Source organism: Gaetbulibacter sp. NE, assembly GCF_025548475.1.
Classification (GTDB): Bacteria; Bacteroidota; Bacteroidia; order Flavobacteriales; family Flavobacteriaceae; genus Gaetbulibacter_B; species Gaetbulibacter_B jejuensis.
The window spans coordinates 20,800-38,450 of sequence record NZ_JAOQHY010000002.1 but is presented as its reverse complement, the minus strand read 5'-3'; the positions used below and the strand labels follow the sequence as shown (position 1 = coordinate 38,450).

Here is a 17,651-nt window from a genome sequence, read left to right as displayed (position 1 = left end):
TAGTGAGTTTAATAGGTGAATCCTAGTGTGTCTAATCCGTTTTGTACGTCTTCGTTTTGCATAAATAAATTCCACAGTAAACCTGTACGGTAATTTTCTATCATGATGATTTGCGGACCTTGGTCTATTGCCAAGTAGCGCTCTGTTACCCAATTATATTGCGGGCTAAATGCATCATAAAAACCAGCTGGTCCCATTAAATCGTTATTGTAGAAATAATGCATTGCTGCTAATGATTTCTCAGGCGTATATGGAATAGAACTCACAGCTGCTGTTGGCGAAATTGTACCGTTATCATTTTCTGGTTCGTGAGCAGAATAACCTACAGAACCATCGGAATTACGACTATAACTTGCTGTTAATCCCCAACAATCTGGACCATAATCGGCAAAGTTATGAGGGTTACTAACACAATGCTGATAATTAATATTGGTATGATTAACATTTAAGTTCCAATAGTTAGCATACTGGTCGTTTAGGTTTGAAGGGTTTAATCCTAAGTATGAATAATGTGCCCAAAACAAAGGACCAGTCCCTGAACCTGCATGATCTAATATCAGTGGAATACTATATTGACTTAATGAAGACACAATACTTCCACTACTTGCCCATCCTTGATGGTATACATCTGAAGAAATTGCATAGTCAGGTGATGCAGCACCAAGAATAAATGCTATTAAAGTTTCGTTATAACCTTTTAATTCTAAGTTTATGGCGAACTCACCTGATGGACTCCAATGCCATAATAATTTATTTTGGTTATCAGTATACCAATCCCACTCGACACCTTTCCAAAGCGCATCAGCTTGGTTTGCTAAAGCTTGTTCTTCAGTTGTTCCGTTTTTAAAATATTCTTTCACGCAAATTAAGCCTTGAGCAAAAAATGCTGTTTCAACAATATCTCCTCCATTATCCTGCGTACTAAAAGGAATTGTAGCTCCTGTTCCATCATCTATCCAATGTGACCATGCTCCATGAAAACGATCAGCATTTTCAAAGAAATTGAGTATTTGTGTTAGACGTTGTACACCTTGAGTTTTAGAAATATAATTACGCTCTATACCTACCAAAATAGCCATAAGTCCAAAACCACTTCCGCCAGTTGTAATTACATTTTGACTATCTGACGGATTGTTAGGATGATAACGTTCTTTAGCTGCACCAGAATTAGTACCAGCATAATCCCAAAAATACTTGAAGGTTTCTCGCTGGGTTAAATTCATTATTTGATCATCAGTTAGAGGATTAACTACAACAGGATCATCATCTGTTGGCACTTCGTCATCTACAGGATCATTATTTTCTTGATATGTAGATTCATCGCTAGAACCGCAACTAAAAAAAATTAATAATAATATAAAACAGAATGTCTTCATTTAGCTTTTGTTTTCGTATTTAAAACCTAGTTTTTGTAAACCGTTTTGCAGGTCTTTATTTTTCATAAATAAATCCCAGAACAAACCTGTTCTGTAATTTTCAATCATTACTGGAATTGGACCTTGATCAATTGCCAAATATCTTGGTACGTACCAATTATGTTCTAAACTAAAAGCATCATAAGGACCATATTTACCTACTAAACTATCGTGGTTTTTATAAAGGTTTTTTAGCATTTGCATGCTCTCTTTTGGTGTATAAGGAAAAGAGGATAACGCAGCTGTTGGTGATACTACACCTAGATCGTCTCCAGGTCTATGACCTGCGTAACCTTTTACGGAATAGCTTGAGGTAAATCCCCAAATATCTTTTCCGTAACCTTTGTAATTTTTAGGGTTATCTATAGCGTACTTGTAATGTATTTTAGCGTGATTTTGAGTCAGTTTCCAGTAATCGCCAAATTGATCTGTAAGACCATTTGGGTTTAAACCTAAGTATGAATAATGTGCCCAAAATAGAGGACCTATTGGTGCATCGCTATGTTCAAAATAGTCTAAAACTAATTCTTCATCATAATATGAATCTTTGGAAACAATAGCTCCGTTTCTTGCCCAACCTTTTTCGTAAACTTCTTTTGTAATTGGATACGTTGGTGATGCTGCTGCAAGCACATACATAATTAGGCATTCGTTATAACCGCCTACAGGAAAATTCATATCCCAACCGTATTCTGGCGACCAATGCCAATACAAGACGTCTTCACCTCCTTTGGTATACCAATTCCATTCAACTTCTTTCCAAAGTTTATCTATTTTGGCGACTAATTGTTGCTCTTGTTTGTTTCCGTCTTTGAAATATTCTGAAACAGTAAGTAAGCCTTGTATTAAAAACGCTGTTTCAACTAAATCTCCTCCATTATCTTTCTTTCCAAATGGATACATTTTTCCTGTTTCACCATCTATCCAATGAGACCAAGCACCATGAAAACGATCAGCTTTTTCAAGGAAGTTTACAATTTTAGTGTATCTATTGAAGGCTTGTTCTCTAGTAATCCAACCACGCTCAACACCAACCAAAATTGCCATAAGCCCAAAACCACTTCCTCCAGTTGTAACTGTATTTTTTGGTGATGAAGGGTATTTATCATCCATGTGAATACGTTCTCTTGCCAATCCTGAATTAGGTTCTGCACCATCCCAGAAGTAATTGAATGTCTGATATTGAATAGTGTCTAACAGTTGATTTTCGGTTAATTCAACTTTAGTATTATTAGGTAAAGCTAACTCAGAGTTTTCTTTGTTTTCGGTATTGTTTTTACAGCTAAAAATCGACAAAAGAATAGCTGTCAAAACAAAAATTTTATTTTGATGGATTGATTTCATTAGCAAAGTTAGAATAAGCTTTAGCTACATTTATTAAATGCAGCTAAAGCAATAAAGACTAATTCAAAGATTTCTACACGCTATTAATCATAGGTGTTTTAGGTCATTTTTAAATTTGTATTACCAACCTGGATTTTGAGTCATTTCAGGTGTTTGAATCAACTGAAGGTCTGGGATAGGGAATAACTCATGTTTTCCTACAACAAATGTTTTACCATCTGCAGCCATAGCGCTTTGCGCTTGACCTGTTCTTACTAAGTCAAACCAACGGTCGTGTTCAAAAGCTAGTTCTAATCTTCTTTCTTTCCATACATCGTTAAATGTTGGAGAATTGATTGGAGTAAGGTTAACTCTATTTCTAACTCTGTTTAGAGGTGTTGCTGCATCTTCCCCTACATGTAAAGCTGCTTCTGCTTGAATTAATAATACATCAGCATAACGAAGAATTCTAACATTTTTGTCTCCATCGCCAGCTCCAGCATTAGCGCTTGAGTATGCTTTTTCATTATACATTGGGTTTTCAGCTGCAGCACTAACTTGTCTTCCATCCCATAGTGTTTCTCCGGCAAAGATTATTGTAGCATCTCTACGAATTACATCTCCTTCAGCATTAAAAGCATTTAAAAGATTTTGAGAAGGCGTGTTGAAGCCCCAGCCCCAACCTCCAGTACCTCTAGCACCTTGAGTTTGAGAATATTGTTGTACACCATGAGCAATTGACTCTCCTCTAGCTTGAACTTCAAAAAGTGATTCAACTCCGTTTTCTTGAGAAGCTCTCCAGATTTCTTCATAATTAGGATGAAGGTTATATTGTGGATCTGTTGCAACTATTGTTGCCATATTATAAGCTTCTTGCCATTTTTCATGGTACATGTATACTTTAGCTAATAATCCTTGAGCTGCTCCTTTTGTTGCTCTACCTAAATCTGAAGCACTGTACTCACTCTTTTCAGGTAGCATATCGATTGCGTCTAATAAATCTTGCTCTATAAACTCGTATACATCATTTTTAGGTTGACGTACAACATAATCAACATGTTGTAAAGGCACATCTCCAAAAGAACGTACTAACCAAAAGTAGTTTAATGCTCTTAAAAATTTAGCCTCACCAATTAGTCTGTCTCTATACGACTGATCAGTTAATCCAAAGTTTTCAGTATAGTTAATAGCAATACTTGCTCTACCAATACTTTTATACCAATGTTCCCACATAGATCTAATTGAAGGTCCTGTAGTTGTATGCTCTAATGCATCTAACTGGTGTTTATCAGTACCTGTATCAGAAGCAGAACTACCTTTATCAGCGTTATCAGAAATAATTTCAGTAATTCCTAAATAAGAGAAAGCGTAATTCCAATCTGTTAGCATTCCGTATATACCATTTACCATTTGCTCTGGTGGTATAGCTTCACCAATATCAGCTGCATCAATTTCAGCTCTACTGTCTACATCTAAATAATCATCACTACAGCTCACTATCATTAATAATGAGGATAGTAGTATTCCAAATTTTATTTCTTTTAGTTTCATAATTCGTTTTTTTTATAATTCAATGTTAACACCAAATAAAAATGTTTTAAGGTTTGGATAAGCAGACAGCTCTATACCTGATGTATTTGCTGCACTACCTCCTGCTCCTCCTACTATTTCAGGAGTGAATCCTGTATATTCAGTAAACATAAAAGGGTTTTGCGCTGTTGCATATATTCTTAAAGAATTTACTCCGCTTAAAACATTTTTCAATGTGTAGCCTACAGTAATATTATTAATTCTGAAAAAGTCTCCGTCTTCTAGGTAATAGTTAGATGCGTAAGAGTCTCTGTTTGCTCCTGGATTAGTATTTGTAGATCCTTCTCCATTCCATCTTGTGTTATACACATTTGCAGTAATGTTCTCTCCTCCATTAATTCTAGTTCCTTTTAATCCATTGTAAACTTTATTTCCTCCAGCTCCATAACCTTCAACAATTAAATCAAAGTTTTTATAATTGAATCCTAAGTTAAGACCGTAAGAAAACGTTGGTAAGTATGTTCCAAAAAACTTTTTATCCTTATCATCAATAACACCATCTTCGTTTTGATCTTTGTAGCGTAAGTGACCTGGTAAAGCTCCTGATATACTAGCATTGTTATTTATTTCATCTTCGTTTTGCCAAACGCCTTCTACTTCGTACATCCACCATGCATATAATGGTTGTCCTTCTTCTAATCGTTTAGTTATTTGTCCATTTCCTAAACTTCCTCCAACTTGTCCATCATAAGCAGATTTTACATTTTCAACTCTGTTTTTATTAGTTGAGAACACTGCACCAATGTTATACGAGAAATCTTCTCCAATGTAATCTTTCCAACCTAGATTAATCTCAATACCCTTGTTTGATACTTCTGCTCCATGATCGTAAGAGCTTAAAGAACCTTCGGTTGTATATATTGGCGTTACTAACAATACTGCATTTTCAGTATTTCTGTCATAATAGTTAAATTCAAAATCTAATCTGTTATCTAATGCACTTAGGTTAAAACCTGCATTTAACTCCTCAGTCACCTCCCATGAAATTGGGAATGTTTCAGCTCCAAATGCTGCTCCAAATGCCAAATCTTGATTTGCTCCAAACACATAGTTAACACTGTTACTACCTGCACTAGTTGTTATTGTTGTTTGGTTAAATGGTACTCTAGAGTTACCTACACGCCCCCAACCTGCTTTTAATTTTAGGTAATTGATTGATGGCACATTAAAAAACTCTTCGTTTGATAATGCCCAGCCTAAACTTACTGCTGGGAAGTTATCATAGTACTCTTCGTTATTATCGTTTCTAAAGTTACTAGAGCCATCTCTTCTTACATTTGCTTGGATGTAATATTTTTCATCATAATTATACATTACTCTACCAAAATAAGACTGCTCTCTTGTTGGTGTAGTATAAAACTGGTTTACAACTTTTTCATATCCATCGTCCGCAAAGTTTATGCTCCAATAGTTTTCTTGTAATGGCACACCGTAACCAGTTGCATTCATTGTGTACACATCGTTTCTTTGTCCTCTTGAAAGACCAACAACAGCATTTACATTGTGTACACTATTAAAGGTTTTATCGAAAGTTAAAAATCCTTCTACGTTATATCTATAACTTTCAGAGTTTTGATAAAACAAGCTATTGTCTGCCCATGATACTACTGATGGGTTGTTATCTTGATTAGTTTGAAACTCCTCATCTGTTCTAGTAGGATCTCCTGCTAACCATTGACCTCTTGTATCATTAAATGCTCTTGACTTGTTAAACGATTTTGTAGCAGTATATCTAGCGGAAGCTTTTAAGTAGTCAGTAATTTGTAAATCTGCTTGAATACTTCCTTGTAAGTCTGTAGTATTGTTTTTTTCATTTGCAAAATCAACAGCCATAATTGGGTTACCTGTAGAGTTTAATCTGTCAATAATTTCTCCTGGGTTTCCTAAGTAAGTTGCAATACCAGTTGATTGATTCCAAAACGATTGACCATATTGTCCTGTTTCATAATACACAGGAATTACAGGTGCTTGTCTGTAAGCTGCATTAAATGCTCCAAATGGTTTTGGGAAAGACCTGATAAAAGATGCACTAATATTTGAAGATATTTTTAATCGATCATCAAATAACTCAATGCTATTGTTTGCTCTTAGAGTATTACGGTTATAGTCATCATTATCTAAAATACCATCTTCATTATAATTGTTGAAACTAAAAAAATAGCTAAAATCGTCACTTGCTCCTGAGATAGCTATGTTGTTAGAGTTACTAAACCCTATGTCTGTTAATTCATCATACCAGTCGGTATCATGAGGTTGGTTTGGTGATAAAAATGCTGTTTCACCAATAGCTACTTGATTTTCATTAAAATATCTAACATATTGACTAGAGTTAGCCATTTCAACTGGGTTTAGCATTGACTTAGCTCCATAAAAAGAAGATAATTCAATTTTCATCTTACCCTGTTTACCCTTTTTTGTTGTAATAATTACAACTCCATTAGCAGCATTCATACCATAAATACTTGCTGATGAAGCATCTTTAAGTACATCAAAAGACTCAATATCAGCAGGGTTTATATTGGTAATACTGTTAACTTGTACACCATCTACTACATATAAAGGATCATCACCTCCTGCTGCAGTACCAATACCTCTAATAATAATATTAGGTTGACTACCTGGAGCATTAGTATTTACAATATTAACACCAGTCATTTTACCTTGTATTGACTGTAAGGCGTTAGCAGCTGGTTGTTTTAATAATTCGTCACCAGATACACTTGCAATTGCACCAGTTACTTCTTTTCTGGTTTGTGTACCATATCCAATAACTACAATTTCTTCTAAAGCTTCAACATCATCGGCCAAAACAACATTTAAAGTTGTTTGACTACCAACTGTAATTTTTTGTGTTTTAAAGCCTATGTAGCTAAATTGCAACACCTCACCTAGTGCTACACTTATGGTATATCTACCATCTAAATCGGTGGATGCTCCTCGATTTGTTCCATCGACAATAACACTTACACCTGGCAATGGTAATCCATCACTTGCAGCGGTCACTTGACCATTTACTTCTATTTGTTGACTCCATGAGACAAGAGAGAAAAATAAAAGTAATAATAAACTGAATTTAGTTTTCATAAATTAATAATTAGAATGAGTTAGTTTTCGACTTCTAAATTAATAATCTAAGCGTTTGACGAAATAGTGTTGTTTACATTTTAATTACGCCATTTGAATTAACAAAAGTGAAACTCCGCTTAAAATCAACGTTTGACGTACTTTAAATTTACAAAGAAGTACGCTAAAAGACTAACGAAAACGATAAATGACGTATTAATGACGTATTAAAAAATAAGATTTAGATAAAAATAAGTAGTGATTATTTAAAATTTAGCAAATAATCAGTCAAAGAAATGTCATTTTCTAAATCAAGCTTCTTTTTTAACCTGTATCTATGTGTTTCTACGCCTCTTACCGAAATATTCATCAATGGCGCAATCTCTTTAGTGGATAAATTCATTTTGATGTAGGCACAAATCTTTAAGTCTTTTTGTGTTAATTGCGGGTGGTTTTCCTTTAAACCTTTGAAGAATTCTTCGTGAACTTGATTAAAGTTATACTCAAAAACTTTCCATTCATCTTTATGTGCAATTGAACCATCTACTTTTTTCAATAGCTTTTTGTATGAGTAGTAATTGTCAAAACTTGTTTTGTTACCTACTAATTCTTGCTTAATCTCTTGCAAGGTTTCGTTCTTTTTAACTAAAGCCATAGCAGTATTTGCTAATTGCTTACTCTTTAGCTTTATTTCATTTTGAAGCGATTCATTTTTTAACTGCACTATACGTTTCTCGTTTTCTAAGGTTTTTTCTTTGAGTAGTTCCTCTTGTTGCTTTTCAAACTTTAATTCGAGTATTTTTTGCTCTTTAATAATTTTTCGTTTGTGTAAAATGAAAATTACCAATAAGGTTAAGAGAATTAAAAATGTGTATAACGCAAAACCTATATCATCTTTATACCATGGCGGAAGTATGTTAATTTTTAATTCTTTAACAGGCGAAGTTTCGCCAAATCCATTACTTGCTCTTATAGCTATATCATATTCTCCATGGTTAAGGTTGGATAATTCTAGTTTATGATTTTCCATTCTATTCCACTTAGAGGAGTCAATCCCAAGAAAAGCATATTCAAAAAAATGGTTATCAGATTTAGCTGAAGATATAGATACACCAACACTTTGATTAAACTTAAGTTCTATTGGTTTTTCTTCATTAATAGCAACAGGTTCTTTATTAATTTCAACCATTTCTACCTGTGGCTGTTCCATTTTTAGAGTTTCATTTAACCTATCGTCAATAAGCATAAAACCATCAATTAAATTTAAAGCATAGGTAGAGTCACTAATTTTTGAAACATTTTCATAACCCACAATAAGCCTATTTTTAAAATAATTGCTAGTCAATGAAAACTCATCTTCTGCTATTGCCAGAGATTTAAAACTTATAACGTCATTTTCATTTTTTAAGACTAATCGTTTTACGTTGTCTTCAGAAATAATATGTGTTCCTTTTCCAAAACTTTCATTTAGTAATTTATGAGGAACTATACTATCTAAAAGTGGTTCATATTTTTGCCATCCGTCATTAGTTTTAAAACAAATGTCATTTTTAATTTTATAAACTCTTACATTAAAACTCGACCAAATACCTTTATTTTCATAACTTTTAAAACTTGTTATTTTATCATAATTACCATTAAATTTCACTTTATAAAGTCCTTTATAAGCATGAGAAACCCAAGCTGTATTTTGGTCTTCAAAAACCAAAAAGCGAATTGGCATTGCAATTCCTCCTCCAAGTCGCTGTGAGTTCCAGGTATTATTTTCGTTTTTAAAAGTGACTAAACCAGTATAAGTCCCTTGAATGTAAACATTCTTCTGTTCTGGTACTTTTTTTATTGTTAAGCCTCCTGTGTAGTTACTTATAGGTATAGGCTTTTTATCTTTAATTAAAAATGTTCCATCGTTATGACCGCAAAAAAGTTCTCCATTAATTTCTTTTAAATTCCAGACTTGTCCTTGAGAACCTTCAATAAATTGAAGTTTATTTTTTTTATCTAAATAAAATAAGCCTGTGTTACTGCCTATGTATATATCTCCTTTATAATCTATAACGTCATAAACAGCTCCTAGCTTTCCTGAAACATCATTAAAAAAATAATTATGACTACTTAAATCTAATGACGCCAAACCATTGTCTAGACCTAACCAAAGTTTATTAGTCTCATCTAAATGATGCCTTAAAACAGTGTTATTGACAAGTCCATTTTCTTTACTTAAATGAAAAAGCACTTTTCCTTTACTATCAGTTAAGTAAATTCCGTCTTTAATAGTACCAAACACCATTCTGCCATCTGCTAATATTGAAAAGTCATTTAGTTGGTGTTGAATAATGTAGTCATCCACTTCAAAGTTGGTTTTAATTAATCCGTTACCATCATATAAGAAGCAGCCTTTTAATGAAGTTGTAAGCAACAACCCTTCTCTATACTTATCAATAGAAATAACTTTTGTATTTACTAATTTTTCGTCACTAATTATTTGTTTTAACTCATTATCTACTAAGGTAAAAATGCCATTATTAAGTGTAGAGACTAACAATTCATCATCAACAATACTACAAGACATAATTACCGATTTAGGTCTTATTTTTTCGATACCTACTTCGGGTTTAAAACTATAAATGCTAGAAAATGCTCGAAAAATGATTTGGTTCTTAAAAGGAATAATTTGCCAAATCTCATCATTTGCAGAAATTTGATCTTGTATATCTTGGCTAAGCGATTTATACACTAAAATTCCTTTTTCATTTTTTTTCCAAAATCCAAATTCTTCGTAAGAACCAGTATAAATTATGTCGTTATGAGCCAAAACAGATCTAACAGTGGTTTTATTGGGTAACTCATAAAAATTCCACTTAAGTCCATCATACTCTAACAAACCATCATTATTGGCTACATAAAGCTTTCCATTTTTAGCCCTAGAAACATCCCAGTTTTGATTACCAGCATTATACTCTGAAAGGGAATAGTTTTGAAAATAAGGTGAATATTGTGCAGAAACTAGTTGTGCTTGAAAACAAAGCACTAGAAACAGTACATACTTTATTATTTGGGAAAAATTCATAGCAACAGATAAATCCTTTTACAAGGTACTAATTTACCTATTTATATGAATTGTAAAAAGTGCACAGTAAGTTTTTGTATTTACTTCGCTAGGTTTGAATAAAAGAAATAAACTTCTCTACAAAACAAGAAAAACTAATTAAACTCAGAAAATGAAATTAAAACGTATATGAAACATAAAAAGTTCCAATAATTAATTCATTATCACTAACTACAAATTCTATCTTCCAGTAACTGACATTCTATATTATAACTTTTAACTATTTTAATAATAGAGTTAATCTTAATAAGGTTACCTTCTACTCTTAAAACGGAGTGCCCACAAGGATATGGCTCATTAAAATCTTCTAAATCAAAATTAAACTTTAAGCTTGGAAATTTATCAACTAATATTTTTAAAATTTTGTTTGAGAAGGCTTCCGTTCTCACATTAGTTATTAACACCTCCACCATACTAAAAATTTTCTTTTGTAAGCTCACTATTAATAACTGCTCCAGTAATATTTCCTCCATAAACAGCTGTAGCTACAGAACGCATCATTGAGCTATTATCACCACAAGCAAAAATTCCATCTTGGGTTGTTTTATGCATAAAATCCACTTCAATATGTCCATGTTCAGTTAGCTTACAACCTAATTCTTCGGGTATTTTAGAGCTTTGTTCAAACGGAATAGAAGCATAAGCACATTCAAAATGTGCTTTACTACCATCTTTAAAAATGATAGTCTCTAATTGTCCTTCCTTGTGTTCAATCTCTAAAACCTCATTTTCTATAACTGTTATATTATGTGATTTGAGCTTAAGAAGTTGATTGTCATCAAAATCTTTTTTTCCAGAAGTTAATATCGTGATGTCTTTTGTTAAGTTATTGACCAAAGAAGCAATATGAAAAGCACGTTCACCATTAGCTATAATTGCTGTTTTTTTATTACGTATTTCGTACCCATGACAATAAGGACAATGTACTACAGATATTCCCCAACATTCTGAAAACCCTTTTATATTAGGCATTAAGTCTTTTATTCCTGAAGCAAAAACAAGTTTTTTTGCTCTAAAGACATCTTGATTAGAAGTAGTAACCTCATAACCTTCAGCTATTTTCTTGCCACTAATAGCCAATCCTTCATAAAACCTTATAGTGTCATAGCTTAAAACCTGTTGTTTAGCAATCGTAGAAATCTCTTGTGGTGTACTACCATCTTGTGTTAAGAAATTATGGGAGTGTGGTGTTTGCCTATTACAAGGTTTTCCAGAATCTATAATTAAGGTTTTTCTTAAAGAACGCCCTAAAGCCATTGCTGCCGAAAGCCCTGAATAGCTTCCACCAATTATAATTACTTCAAATTCATTTTTATCCATGTTGTTATATTTAGCAAAGAGTGATAAAGGTTTTGGTAACGCTAGCACCAAACCCGATACTCCAAATAGTTTAATTATTTCTCTTCTAGTCATTATTTACATTTAACTCACACCTACAATGCATATTGTAAAATGAAGCAAAACTATAATTAGAGTCAGTAACACTCATAGTTATTAATTTAACATAATAAGCTTAGTTGTGTTACAAAACTTTACAACAAAAATACGATTAAATTTTACCTATCGCAACTTAGTTGCATTAAATAATTAATATACTCAAGGTGAATTGCAAAACTCAAAAAGAAAAATAAAAAATCACTATTTTTTTAAAGCAACATGGTTGCGTTTATAAATAAATACTTAATTTTGCTACTAAGTAGCATTAAATAAATATCAATTAAAAAATGTGTAAGCTTCAACTCAGCGACTTATCTACAAACTAGTTCTTTTCCTAGAACTATAACGAAGCCCAAACACAAATCATTAACACTTAATTACATAATGAAAAAAACTAAATTAATTCTTATTGCATTTTTAATTTCTTTACCTACTTCATTTTTTGCAAATGAAGGCATGTGGTTTTTAATGCATATCGACAGACTAAATCAACGCGATATGCAAAAAATGGGACTTCAGTTAACTGCCGAAGAAATTTATAGCATCAACAACCAAAGCCTTAAAGATGCCATTGTACAATTTAATGGTGGTTGTACTGCAAGTATTATTTCTGAAAACGGACTGGTTTTAACTAACCACCACTGTGGTTACAATGCAATTGCCGAATTATCAACTGCAGAACAAAACCACTTAAAAAATGGGTTTTGGGCAAAATCACTTTCAGAAGAATTAAAACCTGAACGCTTATACGTGAGGTTTTTTGTTAGAATGGATGACGTTTCAAACCGTATATTGTCTCAAGTTAACGATTCAATGACCGAAGAAGAGCGTGAAGCTGCCATTAACAAAGAAATTGCAAAAATTGAGCAAGAAAATAACGAAGGTGGTAAATACACCGTTTCTGTTCGTTCGTTTTTTCAAGGTAACGAATATTACTACTTCGTTTATGAAGATTATACTGACGTAAGACTAGTAGGAACACCATCTGACAAAATAGGAAAATTTGGTGGAGACACTGATAACTGGGAGTGGCCTCGTCATACAGGAGATTTCTCTATTTTTAGAGTATATGCTGACGCTAATGGTAATCCTGCTCAATATTCAACTAGTAACGTTCCTTTAAAATCAAAATATCACTTACCTGTAAATATTTCAGGTGTTGAAGAAAATGATTTTGCAATGATTTTAGGTTATCCAGGAAGAACTAACCGTTGGATGCCTGCAGAAGGTATTGAGCAAAATGTTAATTATGCTTATCCTGCTTGGGTTGAAGGTTCAAAGCTTAGTATGGACGTTATGAAAAAATATATGGATAAAGATGAGTCCATAAATTTAATGTACGCCTCTAAATATGCAGGCATAGCAAACTATTGGAAAAATAGACAAGGGATGATTGATGCCTTAACAGCTCATAAAACTGCTGAAACTAAACGAAAGGTAGAGAAAAAGTTTGATAAATGGGCTAACAAAAAACCTAATAAAGAAACCTATGGAGATGTAATTAGTAACATAAACAACTACTACAACTTAACAAACGAAAAAGCTAAACATGACAATTACCTTAGAATAATGTTACGTTCTAGTACGTTTTCAATGTTACCTTATCGTATAGGAAAAGGGTTTGAAGCTTATATTGAAGCTAATGAAGCAAAGCGTAAAGAATTATTACCTGAATTAACTAAATTCATTGAGAATTCTTATAAAGATTTTCACCTTCCTTTAGAAAAAGAAATGTTAGCAGCTCAATTAGAACTTTATACTTCTAAATCTAATTACGACTTACCAGAAGTAGTATTGAATGTTTCTGAAAGCAATGATTTTAATTCGTTTATTGACACAATCTTTAAGTTAAGTTTATTTTCATCAAAAGAACGCGCAGAAGCGTTTTTAAAATATCCTGATGCTAATTTACTAGCTAACGATCCTCTTTATAAACTTTCATCAGGTTTATTAGAAAAATACAGAGAACAACCTGAACATATAAAACAACCACTAGAAGACTACCAAAAATCTTTTAGATTGTTGGTTGATGGGTTAAGAAAATCTGAATTAAGTAATATAAAATATCCAGATGCTAACTCTACATTACGTCTAACTTATGGTAAAGTAAGAGCTTTACCTAAAGATCCAAGAAACGATGCTGCTGTAAATAACTACACAACTTTTAAAGGCTTAATCAATAAATATAAGCCTAATGATGATGAGTTTGATTTACCTCAAGGCATACTAGATATTTACAATAAAAAAGACTACGGAAGATACGCAAACAGTAAAGGTGAATTGCCTGTAAACTTCTTATCAGATAATGATATTACAGGAGGAAACTCTGGTTCTCCAGTACTAAATGGAAAAGGAGAATTAATTGGTTTAGCCTTTGACGGAAACATTGAAGCTATGGCTGGAGATGTTATTTTTGACTCAAACCTACAAAGAACTATTAATGTTGATATAAGATTTGTACTATGGTTAATAGACAAATACGCAAAATCAAGTCACATTGTTGATGAGTTAAGTATTGTTGAATAAAAGTAAACACTCATTGATAATATAAAAAAAGCAGCTATAAAATAGCTGCTTTTTATTTTTATAAATATTATATTATTTAACACAAGACTCACATTTTCCTTGAATTAAAACATGAGAGACAACTACTTCTCGATTAGGTATTTTTGGAATAGAAACATCAACTGACAAGCATTCTACTTTACCACAATTTAAACATTGAAAATGAGGATGCGCATCATGGTGATGAGCTTCATCACAATCTTTACATTTGGCATACCACGTTAATCCATCTTTACCTATAAATGAGTGTAAATGCCCACTCTCTTCTAAACGGTCCAAAATACGATAAACAGTTGTTTTATTCATTTCTTTTTCTAGTTGTTTTACCAACTCTACAACTGACATTGCATTCTCAGCTTTATTAAATAAGGTTAAAAGCGCTTCTACTGATTTGGTCTTTCTTATTATTGCCATAACTCAAAGTTATCACAACTATGTTGTAAAACCAAATAATAAAATTACATTTGCAACCTAGTTGCATTAATAATTATATTAAGTGAAAATTATTTTACAAAAACCAGATACAGTTGGAGCGCTTGCAAGTACGCTATGTTTACTCCATTGTATTGCCACACCTTTGCTCTTCATAGTACACTCTTGTGCTGTTGGAGGTTGTGCTTCAAGTCCTTTTTGGTGGAAAAGTTTAGATTTTGTCTTTCTTGCTATTTCATTAATAGCAGTAAAACGTTCTACTCAAAACACATCAAAGCCTTTCATGAAGCCTTTGTTATGGATTAATTGGTCTTGTTTATTTTTTTTAATAATAAATGAAAGACTATTGTGGATTTCATTACCTGAAAGCTTAATGCATATCTCTTCTGTTTCTTTAGCAGTGTTACATATTTATAATTTAAAATACTGCCTGTGTAAAACCGATAAATGCTGTACAAACAGTATATAAATCTTAAGTAGATAATCTTATCTTATGTAAAAACTGTAAGATAAATTTGCTGTACTAATTAACAAACAAATAAAATTAATAAAGTAAAAACAAAAAATCCTAACTCATTATTTTCAAATGAATTAGGATTTTATCTAGTGACCTCGACAGGATTCAAACCTGTAACCTTCTGAGCCGTAATCAGATGCGCTATTCAGTTGCGCCACGAGGCCGTTTTAAAGTGGGTGCAAATATAATACTTTTATTAAAAAACTTCCAAACAATTATTTCAAAAATGTATTTCCTTATTTTTGATGTATGATACAAAAAGAAATTTTAGCGCCTTTTCATTACAATTTTGACGAACAATTGGTAAATAGCATAACCAAGAATGGTGTATTAAAAACGTTTGAAGCTAATGACATTATTATGGATATTGATCAAGAACTCACACACGTTCCTCTATTGCTTGAAGGCAACATTAAAGTATTTAGAGAGGACAACAATGGTAACGAACTTTTATTATACGTTCTCGAAACTGGAGATACCTGTGCAATGTCTCTTACCTGTTGTATGGCTAAATCAAAAAGTAAAATACGAGCTGTTGCTGACAAAACCTCTACAGTTATAATGATTCCTAATGAAAAAATGAGTGAATGGTTTAATAATAATACTAGCTGGAGAAACTTTATTCTTCAAAGCTATCAAATACGCTTTAATGAAATGCTGGAAACTATCGATACCCTTGCTTTTATGAAAATGGATGAGCGTTTATTTAAATACTTAATTGACCAAGTAAAACTAAATGCATCTACAACAATTAGCAAAACCCATCAAAATATTGCAGAAGACCTTCACACCTCTAGAGTTGTAATTTCTAGACTATTGAAACAACTAGAAAATGATAACAAAATAAAACTCAGTAGAAATAAAATAGAAGTTTTAGACTTTTAAGTAACATTTATCACACAACGATAATTGACTTAAAAGTAACTTTGCAAAAAATAAATTTATGATAGACTATATTTTACAACCTTGGCCTTGGTATGTTACTGGTCCTTTGATAGCATTAGTAATGTTTACACTTATTTACTTTGGAAAAACATTTGGGATGTCGTCAAACTTAAGAACATTTTGTGCCATTGGTGGTGCAGGAAAAAAAGTGTCTTTTTTTAATATAAACTGGAGAGACTACAAATGGAATCTTATTGTAGTATTAGGTGCTGTCATTGGTGGTTTTATCGCTCAATTTTATTTGTCAGAACCTACTAATATTGACCTAAACCCAAAAACTATTGAAAGCCTTAATGCTTTAGGGTTTAATAACGTTGGTAAATCACTGTTACCACCAGAACTCTATAGTTTAGACTCTATTTTCACCATTAAAAATTTAGCCATTTTAATTTTTGGTGGTTTTTTAGTTGGTTTTGGTACTCGCTATGCTGGAGGTTGTACCTCTGGTCATGCCATAACAGGTATAAGTAGCTTACAATTACCTTCTCTTATTGCAGTTATAGGCTTTTTTATTGGTGGCTTAGTAATGATTCACTTATTGTTTCCTTTAATTTTTGGTTAGTATGAAGTATTTAAAATTTTTATTAGTAGGTATCTTCTTCGGAATTGTTTTAGTAAAGTCTGAAGCTGTATCATGGTATCGCATTTATGAAATGTTCAAATTTGAATCGTTTCACATGTACGGAATTATAGGAAGCGCTGTAGTAACTGGTATTTTATTATTACAAATAGCTAAGATTTTAAAACTAAAAAATATTGAAGGCACTCATGTTAATGTCCCTAAAAAGGATATGGGATTAACACGTTACATTGTAGGTGGATCAATATTTGGACTAGGTTGGGCACTTTCTGGAGCGTGCCCTGGACCAATGTATATTTTAGTTGGTACTGGTGTTTTTAGTATGCTTATAGTTATAGCTGCTGCTATATTTGGAACTTACATTTACGGTGTTTTAAAAGACAAATTGCCTCACTAAACAATTTCAGCACTTAAACCTGCTTCCAAGAGTTTAGAACAGCGTGGTTTTAAATCGTCGTAATCACCAGTTTTTACAGTACATTTCCCTTTGTAATGCACTATAATAGAGCATTGCTCTGCTTGTTCTGGAGTATGGTCACAAGCAAAAATTAAAGTTTCAATAACATGGTCAAAAGTATTGACATCGTCATTGTAAAGCACAATTTCGTTTTGTCTTAGGGTGTCTTCTTTAAAAAGAACTTCTTCTGATGTTTTTTCTATAGTTCCCATTCTTCTTCT

13 protein-coding genes and 1 tRNA gene are annotated in these 17,651 nt (G+C 32.5%); 5 read left to right on the top strand and 9 right to left on the bottom strand.

The features are described 5' to 3' along the window. Positions 1-8 precede the first annotated feature (8 nt). From OD803_RS04830 to OD803_RS04805, 6 genes are all read right to left on the bottom strand, one after another. Positions 9-1,376, bottom strand: a complete 1,368-nt coding sequence (locus OD803_RS04830; protein WP_262732554.1) for a glucoamylase family protein — start codon at positions 1,374-1,376, stop codon at positions 9-11. Continuing rightward, the gene (locus OD803_RS04825; RefSeq protein WP_442899848.1) at positions 1,377-2,759 is read right to left on the bottom strand and encodes a glucoamylase family protein; all 1,383 of its coding nucleotides are present in this window, start codon (positions 2,757-2,759) and stop codon (positions 1,377-1,379) included. 120 nt (positions 2,760-2,879) lie between these two features. Beyond that, entirely contained in the window at positions 2,880-4,289 is a 1,410-nt protein-coding gene (locus tag OD803_RS04820; protein WP_262732552.1) for a RagB/SusD family nutrient uptake outer membrane protein, read from the bottom strand. Between the two features lie 12 nt (positions 4,290-4,301). Next, on the bottom strand, positions 4,302-7,412 hold the full coding sequence (locus tag OD803_RS04815) for a SusC/RagA family TonB-linked outer membrane protein (protein ID WP_262732551.1): 3,111 nt from the start codon (positions 7,410-7,412) through the stop codon (positions 4,302-4,304). A gap of 241 nt (positions 7,413-7,653) precedes the next feature. After that, entirely contained in the window at positions 7,654-10,458 is a 2,805-nt protein-coding gene (locus OD803_RS04810; RefSeq protein ID WP_262732550.1) for a helix-turn-helix and ligand-binding sensor domain-containing protein, read from the bottom strand. Between the two features lie 453 nt (positions 10,459-10,911). After that, on the bottom strand, positions 10,912-11,817 hold the full coding sequence (locus OD803_RS04805; protein WP_418744781.1) for an NAD(P)/FAD-dependent oxidoreductase: 906 nt from the start codon (positions 11,815-11,817) through the stop codon (positions 10,912-10,914). Between the two features lie 501 nt (positions 11,818-12,318). On the opposite strand from OD803_RS04805, the gene OD803_RS04800 reads away from it, so the two are divergent. Continuing rightward, positions 12,319-14,460 carry a S46 family peptidase gene (locus OD803_RS04800; protein WP_262732548.1) on the top strand — a complete coding sequence of 714 codons (2,142 nt, stop codon included), beginning with the start codon at positions 12,319-12,321 and terminating at the stop codon, positions 14,458-14,460. A 72-nt stretch (positions 14,461-14,532) separates the two neighbouring features. Here the strand turns inward: OD803_RS04800 and OD803_RS04795 are convergent, their stop codons facing one another. Continuing rightward, on the bottom strand, positions 14,533-14,913 hold the full coding sequence (locus tag OD803_RS04795) for a Fur family transcriptional regulator (protein ID WP_262732547.1): 381 nt from the start codon (positions 14,911-14,913) through the stop codon (positions 14,533-14,535). 82 nt (positions 14,914-14,995) lie between these two features. Here OD803_RS04795 and OD803_RS04790 point away from each other — a divergent pair, with 82 nt between their 5' ends. Beyond that, entirely contained in the window at positions 14,996-15,400 is a 405-nt protein-coding gene (locus OD803_RS04790; protein ID WP_262732546.1) for a MerC domain-containing protein, read from the top strand. Positions 15,401-15,538: 138 nt separating this feature from the next. Here the strand turns inward: OD803_RS04790 and OD803_RS04785 are convergent. Further along, positions 15,539-15,612 (bottom strand) — tRNA-Arg (locus OD803_RS04785). Between the two features lie 85 nt (positions 15,613-15,697). Between OD803_RS04785 and OD803_RS04780 the strand changes: the two genes are divergently transcribed. The 3 genes from OD803_RS04780 (at position 15,698) to OD803_RS04770 (ending at position 17,370) form a co-directional block, all read left to right on the top strand. Further along, a complete protein-coding gene (locus tag OD803_RS04780) occupies positions 15,698-16,333 on the top strand; it encodes a Crp/Fnr family transcriptional regulator (protein WP_262732545.1) in 636 nt (211 codons plus the stop codon). A 61-nt stretch (positions 16,334-16,394) separates the two neighbouring features. Continuing rightward, positions 16,395-16,955: a YeeE/YedE family protein gene (locus tag OD803_RS04775; RefSeq protein ID WP_262732716.1), complete on the top strand. Its 561-nt coding sequence runs from the start codon at positions 16,395-16,397 to the stop codon at positions 16,953-16,955. A gap of 1 nt (position 16,956) precedes the next feature. After that, complete coding sequence (locus tag OD803_RS04770) at positions 16,957-17,370, top strand: YeeE/YedE family protein (RefSeq protein ID WP_262732544.1); 414 nt, start codon at positions 16,957-16,959, stop codon at positions 17,368-17,370. On the opposite strand, the gene OD803_RS04765 is transcribed toward OD803_RS04770, so the two are convergent. Further along, positions 17,367-17,642 carry an ATP-dependent Clp protease adaptor ClpS gene (locus tag OD803_RS04765; protein WP_131507951.1) on the bottom strand — a complete coding sequence of 92 codons (276 nt, stop codon included), beginning with the start codon at positions 17,640-17,642 and terminating at the stop codon, positions 17,367-17,369. The two genes, OD803_RS04770 and OD803_RS04765, sit on opposite strands and share 4 nt — an antisense overlap. Positions 17,643-17,651: the final 9 nt, after the last annotated feature.

Excerpts from the sequence above, each read along its gene's own strand:
- OD803_RS04830 (WP_262732554.1), bottom strand. The coding sequence starts at position 1,376 with ATGAAGACATTCTGTTTTATATTATTATTAATTTTTTTTAGTTGCGGT.
- OD803_RS04825 (WP_442899848.1), bottom strand. The coding sequence starts at position 2,759 with ATGAAATCAATCCATCAAAATAAAATTTTTGTTTTGACAGCTATTCTT.
- OD803_RS04820 (WP_262732552.1), bottom strand. The coding sequence starts at position 4,289 with ATGAAACTAAAAGAAATAAAATTTGGAATACTACTATCCTCATTATTA.
- OD803_RS04815 (WP_262732551.1), bottom strand. The coding sequence starts at position 7,412 with ATGAAAACTAAATTCAGTTTATTATTACTTTTATTTTTCTCTCTTGTC.
- OD803_RS04810 (WP_262732550.1), bottom strand. The coding sequence starts at position 10,458 with ATGAATTTTTCCCAAATAATAAAGTATGTACTGTTTCTAGTGCTTTGT.
- OD803_RS04805 (WP_418744781.1), bottom strand. The coding sequence starts at position 11,817 with ATGGATAAAAATGAATTTGAAGTAATTATAATTGGTGGAAGCTATTCA.
- OD803_RS04800 (WP_262732548.1), top strand. The coding sequence starts at position 12,319 with ATGAAAAAAACTAAATTAATTCTTATTGCATTTTTAATTTCTTTACCT.
- OD803_RS04795 (WP_262732547.1), bottom strand. The coding sequence starts at position 14,913 with ATGGCAATAATAAGAAAGACCAAATCAGTAGAAGCGCTTTTAACCTTA.
- OD803_RS04780 (WP_262732545.1), top strand. The coding sequence starts at position 15,698 with ATGATACAAAAAGAAATTTTAGCGCCTTTTCATTACAATTTTGACGAA.
- OD803_RS04770 (WP_262732544.1), top strand. The coding sequence starts at position 16,957 with ATGAAGTATTTAAAATTTTTATTAGTAGGTATCTTCTTCGGAATTGTT.
- OD803_RS04765 (WP_131507951.1), bottom strand. The coding sequence starts at position 17,642 with ATGGGAACTATAGAAAAAACATCAGAAGAAGTTCTTTTTAAAGAAGAC.